Genomic DNA, 9,449 nt, shown 5'->3' on the forward strand with positions numbered 1-9,449 from the left:
CATTCCCATGCGGTGTCGCGCGGCCGGCAATCTCGTTGCCGAGCCAATGGAATGCCGCGGCCTGCCGTCGTCGCCCGGGACCCGCATGGGCGCCCCCCGGACGCACGGACCGGTTCAATCCATCTGTGCGCTCCCACACAGTATCGGCAAGACATAGTTCTTGCCTGAAGAAATGCTGCACTGCTACATTCTTTACTGGCCAGGGTAATTCCAGAGCCGCTACAAAAGCCAGCAAATCAATCGTCGCCTGACATTCCGCGATGGCCAAGCGCAAGCTTGCGTCGTTGCAACACAATGCCATGCCGACTCAGTTGATATTGGTCCGCAATGGCATCGGGGTGAACGGCATAAGCCGCGAACCCAGACCGGGGATGCCGACTTTCATCTGTTTTCTCGGCAACCACAGGCAACCAGGCCTGTGGCGGACTTCTTTTGCGCGTATCTCGCCGTGGGACAGGTATCTGAAAATCGTTATTTTCATGGACTCGACCCCGCCGATGAATACCCTATCCTATCCAGATATCGCCCACCCGACGGACAGCAGCACACTGGCAAAAAGGGAGCCGTCCGAATTCACTTGGTCGCCAGGCCATCGCGATGACGAAGGTGCGGGCACCGCCGTCAAACCCTATTTCGAGCAGCTCCGCCCCTACCTCGCCGCCAACACCATGCTGCGCGGCACAATGATCCCTGCGGTGGATATTCCGCACGCAAGCGCTGGCATGAAGGCGAACGCACACTATTTCAGCCATCCCCGGTGGATGGAGGACTGGCTTGCAGCCGTACACCGCTACCCGGAACTGCGCGAGCGCTGGCATGCCGCCGTGGGTACGCTGGATGGAAAGGTGCTGATCGACATCGGTTGCGGTCCGGGGAATTTACTCGCCACGCTGGGAGGTCGGCCGCGCATCGCAATTGGCGTCGATATCGCGCACGGAAGCCTTGTGCACGCTGCCAGGGTCGGCTACGTGCCACTGCTGGCGGACGCGCACAATCTGCCGTTAAGGTCGGGGGTGGCGGATATCGTTGCCATCAATGGGTCGCTGCACCATTGCGATGACATGCCAACGGTGCTCAGGGAGGCGGCACGCCTCGTGCGGCCCGGCGGCACGCTGATCCTAGACCATGATCCCCAGCAGTCCGCCTGGGACTTTCGCGGCCTGGCGTTGATCCTCTGGAACCTGCGCCTGCCAATCTACCGCTGGCTCAAGCGCGGGGGGCATTGCGCCGAGGACGATGAGCAGTCCTGGGCGCAGGCAACGGAGTTGCATCACAGGCCGGGCGACGGCATTTCCGAGCAACTACTCCGCTCCACGCTGGAAGGCCTCCGGTTCCGCATCGACATCTATCCRCACAACCACTATGTGGGCAAGGAAAGCCTGGACGGTGTCATGGGCCGCCAGCCGCTGAAAATCAGGGTGGCGCAAAGACTATCCGGCATCGACCCCAAATCCCGAGCCGCTGCGCTGAGCCTGCTCTGCGTGGCCAGGCGTGAGTTCGCAGACCGCGCCGCGCCGGGGTAAGGCGACGCCCCCGCCAGCCAAATGATGGCTGGTGTGTCCTGCCGAACATACGCCCTCCCGCACCAAAGGCAACACTTGGGACCATTGCGAAGGCCTGGGGCGAGGCGCCCCAGGCGCTTCATCGGGAGAACGCCCGCAGGCCAGGGGACGCGGGGCGCTGCCTACGGCCCGCCGGACAACATGCCGGCTTTGTCCCTCCCATCCGCGAGCAGGCTGCCCGGCGGTCTGCCTTGAAATAGTGAGAGGAGTCAGCACATGCGTATCCCGCTCAACGCGGTGTGGGACATGGTAATGATCGCGCTGATCGTCTCGCTGGTCAGCATCTGCCATTCCGTGTCGCACGTCAGCACGCCCACGTTGCTGGCTTCGTCGTTCATGCTGGCGGCCGTCATCGCCGCACACTGGGTGATGCACAACAATGAGAGGCTCCCGTCGATGGCGGACGCGGCCGTTCTGCTTTTCGAGTTGATGTTTCTGCTCCTTGCGCCGAATGTCCAACTGGCCTTGCTAGAGGAGAACCTTGTCAACACCTCGGTTCTCAACGAGACGTACGCCGTCATCACGAACCTGCTTTGCATGACCTTCGTGCTGAGCTACCTGCTCGCCAGGCGTTACATCCTCATCCGCACAAGGCGCCATTCCGTTCGTCCGCCGACGCGCCATCCCTCCACCCGGCTATCGGTGCGTCGAGCGCTCTTGCTGGTACCGGTTGGCCTTCTTACCGTCTACTTGTCAACGCGGTCCATCGAACTGGTCACGCTGGGGACGTTCGAATCATCGCCCGCCTACCTCCTCGAGCAAAAGTTCTTCTGCTTCATCCCGGTGCCGATGTTGTTCATGATTGTCGCGGCAAAGCGGACCCGCTTTCTGAAGGAACCGGTCTGGATTCTTTTCTTCCTCTTCTTCCTCGCCTGTGTACTGGTGAACCTGAACCCCGCAATCGAGAAACGCAATACGCTCGGTCCGGTCTATTTGGGGCTGCTGTTTCTGCTGGTTCCCGGGCTGGCCCGCACGTCACGCGTCCAGATCACCGTGCTCCTGCTTCTGATGGGGGTGTTCTTCCCCTTGTCTTCGGCCTTCACGCACAATCAAGTGGAGTCCTGGGATCTCAAGGCTATACTCGATCCCGATCTCTACTTCTCCCACTTTCTGCAGTTGCACTATGATGCCTGGGCGAATCTCCACACCATGGTGGAGCTCGTTGACCGCCAGGGAATTCAATTGGGCAGGCAGCTGCTTGGCACGTTCCTGTTCTTTGTTCCACACACCCTCTGGGAAACCAAACCGCTGGCCACGGGCATCGTAATCGGACAGTACTTGTCAGCAAACTACCAGATGGATTTCGACAACTTGTCGGCACCTCTGGTCGCGGAAGCCTATGTCGACCTCTCCGTGTTTGGCGTCGTCATCGCAGCGGTGGCGCTTGCATGGGTAACGCGCTTGCTTGATAAGTTCTGCTACTCGGACAATCCTCTGGCGCAGGCCGCGGGAATCTATTTTTCCCTCTATCTGATCTTCCTGCTGCGCGGCGCGTTGATGGTCGCCGTCGCCTACGGCTCGGGCGCGGCGCTGGCCTTCTTTGCGGTAGACCGTGTGATGCGTTACCGCCGAAAGCGCGCGCGAGCGCGCATTGACTCGCTGCCGGCACACCCGGTCACATCCTGAGCAGCGTCGGTCTCGCTGATCGACTCCCGAATGCCGCCGTGGCCCCTGGACCGCGGCGGCGACACCGCGCTACCGCCATCGCCAACGTCGAGCAGTGACTCGCCACGCGAGTCGGTTCGGCGTCATGCCGCAGCTGGCGCGCGCCACGCCGCAGCCGTCGTCGATGCAGATGCGCGGCCCGCGTTCCGCCCCGAAGCCGCGCTGAATCTGTGTGCTAGCAAACGGTGCTGACAGCATGGCAGCCGTACATTGGCGTCAAACCGCCATTCCGGAGTTGGCGCCACTCGCGTTGCAAGTGGATATCCGAGGCTGAGGGAACTGAGAGGCAGGCAGGATGATCGACATCTATCACAACATGCTATGGCCCAAATACAAGGGCGCGGTCTTCAGCGAGGCGTTCTCGCATGCACGCCAGCTTGGCCGGAGCGTGCGCTTTTCTCACGTAGTACCGACTGACGGCGGCCGCACGTCAATGAGTAACGTCGACGCGAGCTATCACAAGTATCCGCATCGAGTGCTGTTCGACCTCCCCTATGAAGCGATCCCCCGCTGGAAGCTCTGCCTGCGGCTGGTGCAGGAGGTGTGGCGCTCGCCGGCTGACATCGTGGTGATGCCCGGATATCACCTGATCGAGTACTGGGCCATGCTGCTTGCTTGCATGGTGCGCGGCAAACGGCGCGCCGTCTTCTGCGACGCCACGGCCATGGATCAGCCTAGCAATCCGATCAAGCATCGCCTGAAGGTATTCTTCTTCCGACACTGCGACGGCGTATTCGTCTACGGACAGCGCGGCTACGCCTACGCCGTGTCGCTAGGGGCCGAGCCGTCGCGGGTATTCGGCCGTTGCCAGGCGGCGGCCCTGCCACATGGGTACCGCCCGGAACACGCAGAGAAGCGTCGCCTGGAACTGGCGCCATCGCCTTCGTCGCCCAGGTTCCTCTTTGTCGGACGAATCTCGGAAAAAAAGGGGGTCAAGGACCTTCTGCGCGCCTTTGCCCTGGTCCTGCGCGAGCATCCGCTCGCCACCCTGGTCCTGGCCGGCCCGTGTGATGACAGGCCATCGCTGGACCGGCTCGCCGGCGAACTCGGCGTGACAGCGGCAACGGAGTTTCTTGGCCCGATGGCCATTGACAAGCTGGCCGCGGAGTATGGCCGTGCCACGTGCCTCGTGCTGCCAAGCCATAGCGAGGCGTGGGGCCTGGTGGTCAACGAGGCATTGAGCTATGGCTGCCCCGCGGTGGTCAGCGATCATTGCGGCTGTATTCCGGAACTGGTGCTGGAAGGAGAGACCGGCCTGACGTTTCCGGTTCGCGACATCCAGGCACTTGCCGGCGCCCTTGGGCAGGCGGTACGGATCTTTAGCGATGTCGAAGTCACGGCCCGCAGGTGCCTGGAAGTCATTGGAGAGTTCACGCCGGCGGCGGCTGGACGCACCATCGTGGACGGGTGCATCACGATCCTTGAGGAGGCACGACGCTGAACGTTGCCGCGCAACGCACCGGCGGGCTACGCCGCGTGGTGCCGCGGCCCGAGCAGGCGCACCTCGGCAAAAGCCGCAACAGCGGCGCCAGGCACGCCACGGAAACACAAGGCTATCGATGCTGAGGAACAGCATGTCCAATCGAGTTATCTTCCTGGGTCCACTGCCACCGCCCGTGCATGGCTATTCCGCGGCCTGCCTGCGCATGCTGGAACACTTGCGCAAGCAGGCCAGCGTCATCACGCTGGACACTGGCTGGGCGGGCACCGGCAAGCTCGCGCTGGCAGGTAGCCTCTGCCGGCGGTTCATGCTCTGGATCCGGCTCCTGTACGCCTGCCTGTCGCAGCGGCCCCGCTCTTTCTACATGGGCATATCAGGCGGGCTCGGGCAAATGCTCGATATCCCCTTTGCACTCACGGCACATCTCTTTGGCTTGAGGATCTTCATCCATCACCACAGCTTTGCCTACATCAGCAGGGCGCGCTGGTACACGCGCGCGCTGCTATGGTGCGCGCCGGGGGCCACGCATCTTGCGCTGTGCGACGGCATGGGCGAGAAGCTGATGCAGATATACGGCCTGCCCGCCACGCAGGTACGCGTTCTGCCCAATTCGAGCCTGGTTGACTTCGAGCAGGAGGATGTCCCCCAGCCATCGCAGCGCCACAAGCTCACGATCGGCTTTCTTTCGAATATCACCACGGCCAAGGGCATCTTCACCTTCTTTGCCCTGGTGCAACGCGCCCAGGAACTGAACCTGGACATCGATGCGCGCATCGCCGGGCCTGTCGCGCAGGAAATCCTTGCGGATTTCAACGCGGAGCTCGCCCGGACACCCGCCGCCCGCTACGTCGGCGCGGTACATGGCGAAGCCAAGCATCAGTTCTTTTGCGGCATCGACGTGCTGGTGTTCCCCAGTACATATGCGAACGAGGCCTCTCCGCTTACCGTGCTTGAAGCCCATAGCTATGGCATTCCGGTCATCGCCAACGACCGCGGCTGCATTGCCTCGATGATTCGCGGCGACGGCGGACTCGTAGTCGCCCAGGGAGCCGACTTCGTAGCTGGCGCGCTTGCGTTCCTGCGCAAGCAACAACCCCAGCTTACGCAAATCACTCACTTGCAGGCATCGCTGCGCGACCAGTTCCGGATCGATCGCGAGCACGCGGGAGAAACCCTGGGTCAGATCGTCCAGATGATATGCCACGCTGAACATGCACGCTAACGGTCCTGAATCTGAAATTCGTTGAGTAGATAAGCCTGCCGAGACGGCGTGCACGCCTGGGCATGAAGCGCGGTAAGGCTAGAGCCCTGCGAGCTAGCGCTGCAATAGCAGTTGGACTCCATGGCACCCACTGCAAACCGCCTATGTGTGGCTTGCCGAACGGTGCAAGCATCCGCGGCGCGGTACGTTTGTGTAGAGCAATAGGAAGTTCGTGCCGGTTGTGCAGTGTTCGATGCGATGGCTGTAGAAATGGCAGCCCACGGGAAACGCGACCAACGCTCCCCAGTGGACACGATCGACACCTCCACCCAACTAGATCCTGACCTATTGCCCAAACTATGCGCCGGCACCGTCCTTGCATTTGAACGTCCTGTGAGAAGCGTCAAATCCGAGCTTTGGGGTAACTGTTAATGCCGCTCATTCAAGCCGAAAAGGCGCCGAAGTCTCTCGCTCGGCTTTCCTCATATCTCTTTCTTGTTCAAATCGCGGCCTATGCCTTGCCGTTGGTGACAATACCGTTGCTGACGCGCGCCCTGGGCAGCGATGGATACGGTCGCCTCATTGCTGAGCGTCTGCCTTCTTCCAATTATGTTGCGCGCCGAAGGCGCAGCGATGAATTGGCTGATTGTGGAAACAGGAATCGCCATTTGCATGATTCTGATGGTGAACAAATCAAACATCCCAAAATTGGCTCCAAGATGAAGATCTCCATCATTATTTGCTGCTTCAATTCCGCAGACCGGATCACGCAGACGTTGAAGCATTGCGCCTATATGGCGCAATCTTGCCTGCCCGCAGACCAGTGGGAGATAATCGTTGTCGACAATAATTCCAGCGACAATACTCAAATGCTTGCCAGGCTCGCGTTGAATGAGCCTGATTGTTCCGCACTTAGAATTGTCAAGGAAGGACGACAAGGATTGGCATATGCGAGGCGGACGGGCGTCTTGGCATCACGCGGCGAATTCATCTGCTTTATCGATGATGACAACCTGCCCTCGGAGGATTATTTTCCGGAAATTATACGGATCTTTGAAAATGAGCCAAATATCGGACTGATCGGCGTTAGTACGCGATTGCCCACTGGCTCACGATTTCCCGACGATGTTCAGGTACATGCCACGAGCTATGCCGTGGGACGGCAATACGATCAGAGCGGCCGCCTCGATCATGGCTCTCCAGTCTGGGGCGCCGGAATGGCTTGTCGAGCAGCCGTTATCATCAGGCTCTATTGCTTTGGTTTTGTTCCCATTCTCAGCGGGAGAGCAGGGAAATCACAATTGGCTGGCGACGATACGGAACTATGCTTGGCAATTAATTTGGCGGGCTATGACGGATGGTACCAGGATAGCGCGCAAATTGTACATGCGATCGATCCTCGCCGGATGAACCCGGTCACCCTGAGGAAGATGATTTCCGGCTTCTGTGCAAGCCGCCCGATTATTTCGCGATACGCGAAAATTGCAAATGGGATGACGCTGGCAAGAACCATCGGATTTGTTCCGCTCTATTATCTTTCGACCGCCATCCAGATAACAAAGCTTACTTGCATCTCCCTAAGAGAGCGAGCGGAAAAATCATCAGACATGGATCTCTTATGGCCGAGAGTCAGAGGGCTATTTATTGGCTGCTTGCTACTCGCAAAAAAATACCGAATGCAATCCGTGAACGTGAAGAGAATTGATATAGTCAAAGCGACATTCAAAGAATGAGTGAGGAGTTTCTTGTTTCAATGCTGCCTGCGACGGCGACGGAGTAGTGAAATGAATATACTTCATGTTACCCCAACACTCAATCCCGCCACTGAAGACGTTTCGGCGTACGTATCTCAGTTCTGCCTTCAACTTGAATCGATGGGGCATACATGCAACGTCATAACCCTCGATAGCAGCAAGGAAGCGCGCCATTGGCCCCCAGATATCTCCTGGGAGGCGGTTGTCGATAAAAATTCCAAGTTCGGTTTTTATTCAGATCTCTGGCACCTACTGAGTCGGCGTGCAGCCGCGGCCGATGTAGTGCTGATTCACGGCCTTTGGCAATTGCACTCCATCATTTCCGGGCATATTTGCAGATCGCTTGGCGTCCCATACTATGTTTTTCCACACAGCACGCTGGACCCGATCATAAACAAAAAATACCCATTAAAATACATAAAGAAAATAATATATTGGCTCGCCTTTGAATGCAAAAATCTAAATTCGGCCAACGATATATTTTTCACGAATCCCGAAGAACAGAGAAAGGGAATCACCGCTTTCCCATTTACAAAATTCCAGGGAAAAATTGTTCCGACAGGAATTAAAAATTCCGCAAAAGATTTGGAGCAGCTCGCCGACTCCCTGGCGCAGCACAGACCGAACGGCACTCATGCGAGAAGGCTCTTGTTTCTCGGTCGGCTGCACGAAAAAAATGGCTGCGATATATTGATAGATGGATTCTCCAGAGCACTCTCCTCCGTGGAGGATATCGAACTCGTTTTCGCGGGCCCGGGGCCGGAGGAATATATCAAGGAATTGAGAGTCCGCGCGGACGCCGGCGCCGGCCTGGGGAGAATACATTTCACTGGATTAGTCGAAGGCGATGAAAAGTGGGGACTCCTGTCAAGCGCGTATGCCTTTATATTGCCGTCACACCAGGAGAACTATGGCCTGGCCATTGCTGAGGCATTAGCCGCTTCAATACCCGTAATTATTACCAACCAGGTAGATATTTGGCGAGAAATACAGAGTAGCGGTGGAGGAATTGTGAGTTCGGACGATGCAGAAGGGGTCTGCTCGGCAATCATCCGCATGATGCTATTGCCCCGGGAGGACTGGATAGCGATGCGTAATAGTGCGCGACGCTGTTTCGATCGAAATTTCGATATCTCCGCTGCGGCGTGCAGGCTCATCGAGGCTATGGATTGAGGAAGATTCCGATATACGGAATCAAACGACGGAGAGGGCACTCATTTTTCCGAGTCGACAGATTCCAAGGAAAGCCAGCTCCGCTGCGATCGCGGGCATGCCGCACGGAGCGGGTATCCTGAGCACGGCAGGCCGGTCATCCGCCCGGCCGCCCCGAATCGCGCCTGGCACGACAAGGACCGTCCTTCCTACAGGAACTTGCGCAGCACCGCGCTTCCAAGGGCGCGCAGCGTCGCCAGCGGGCCGAGCCTGGTCAGCAGGATTCCGAATTTCTCCAGCCGCTTACGGTGCGGGTGCGCTGCGCTCATTCCGCTTTCCTCTGTCGACGACAGCGTCACGCCGAGATAGTAGAACGCTTGTTTGGAGAAGCGGAGGTAGTACTGCAGCACAAAGTCCAGGTCGGCGTAGATCGGCCAGCGCTCGTCATACCGCAGATCGCAGATCCAGAATGCCATCGCCTGGTGGCAGGCATGGATGATCCCGGCCTTCAGCACATCGACGACATCCGCGGACTCGTGCCCACGCACGCTGATATTGTCGCCATACACGAGACGGCATTCCGGCTTTTCCCCGACCGCCTCTGCGATTCTCTTCAGGGCGAACTCATCCGCGAAACAGTCGCCCGAGTTCATGAAGTTGACCCAGTCCCCGGT

The 9,449-nt window shown here is 58.7% G+C and carries 7 protein-coding genes; 6 read left to right on the top strand and 1 reads right to left on the bottom strand.

Features of this window, described 5'->3' with window-relative positions; all coding sequences use genetic code 11:
• Nucleotides 1-260: 260 nt before the first annotated feature.
• The 6 genes from AC1DKD_RS20870 (at nt 261) to AC1DKD_RS20895 (ending at nt 8,796) form a co-directional block, all read left to right on the top strand.
• Nucleotides 261-1,523 carry a class I SAM-dependent methyltransferase gene (locus tag AC1DKD_RS20870; RefSeq protein ID WP_441626134.1) on the top strand — a complete coding sequence of 421 codons (1,263 nt, stop codon included), beginning with the start codon at nt 261-263 and terminating at the stop codon, nt 1,521-1,523.
• Between the two features lie 255 nt (nt 1,524-1,778).
• On the top strand, nt 1,779-3,188 hold the full coding sequence (locus tag AC1DKD_RS20875; protein ID WP_441626136.1) for a hypothetical protein: 1,410 nt from the start codon (nt 1,779-1,781) through the stop codon (nt 3,186-3,188).
• Nucleotides 3,189-3,522: 334 nt separating this feature from the next.
• Nucleotides 3,523-4,668: a glycosyltransferase gene (locus tag AC1DKD_RS20880; RefSeq protein ID WP_477143656.1), complete on the top strand. Its 1,146-nt coding sequence runs from the start codon at nt 3,523-3,525 to the stop codon at nt 4,666-4,668.
• A 133-nt stretch (nt 4,669-4,801) separates the two neighbouring features.
• The gene (locus tag AC1DKD_RS20885; RefSeq protein ID WP_441626140.1) at nt 4,802-5,890 is read left to right on the top strand and encodes a glycosyltransferase family 4 protein; all 1,089 of its coding nucleotides are present in this window, start codon (nt 4,802-4,804) and stop codon (nt 5,888-5,890) included.
• A 410-nt stretch (nt 5,891-6,300) separates the two neighbouring features.
• Nucleotides 6,301-7,602, top strand: a complete 1,302-nt coding sequence (locus AC1DKD_RS20890; RefSeq protein WP_441626142.1) for a glycosyltransferase — start codon at nt 6,301-6,303, stop codon at nt 7,600-7,602.
• A 51-nt stretch (nt 7,603-7,653) separates the two neighbouring features.
• Nucleotides 7,654-8,796: a glycosyltransferase gene (locus AC1DKD_RS20895; RefSeq protein WP_441626144.1), complete on the top strand. Its 1,143-nt coding sequence runs from the start codon at nt 7,654-7,656 to the stop codon at nt 8,794-8,796.
• A gap of 188 nt (nt 8,797-8,984) precedes the next feature.
• Here AC1DKD_RS20895 and AC1DKD_RS20900 read toward each other — a convergent pair.
• Nucleotides 8,985-9,449: glycosyltransferase family protein (locus AC1DKD_RS20900; RefSeq protein WP_477143657.1), on the bottom strand; the 465-nt coding region annotated here is incomplete at its 5' end.

The organism is Cupriavidus sp. 05T313 (assembly GCF_056396665.1).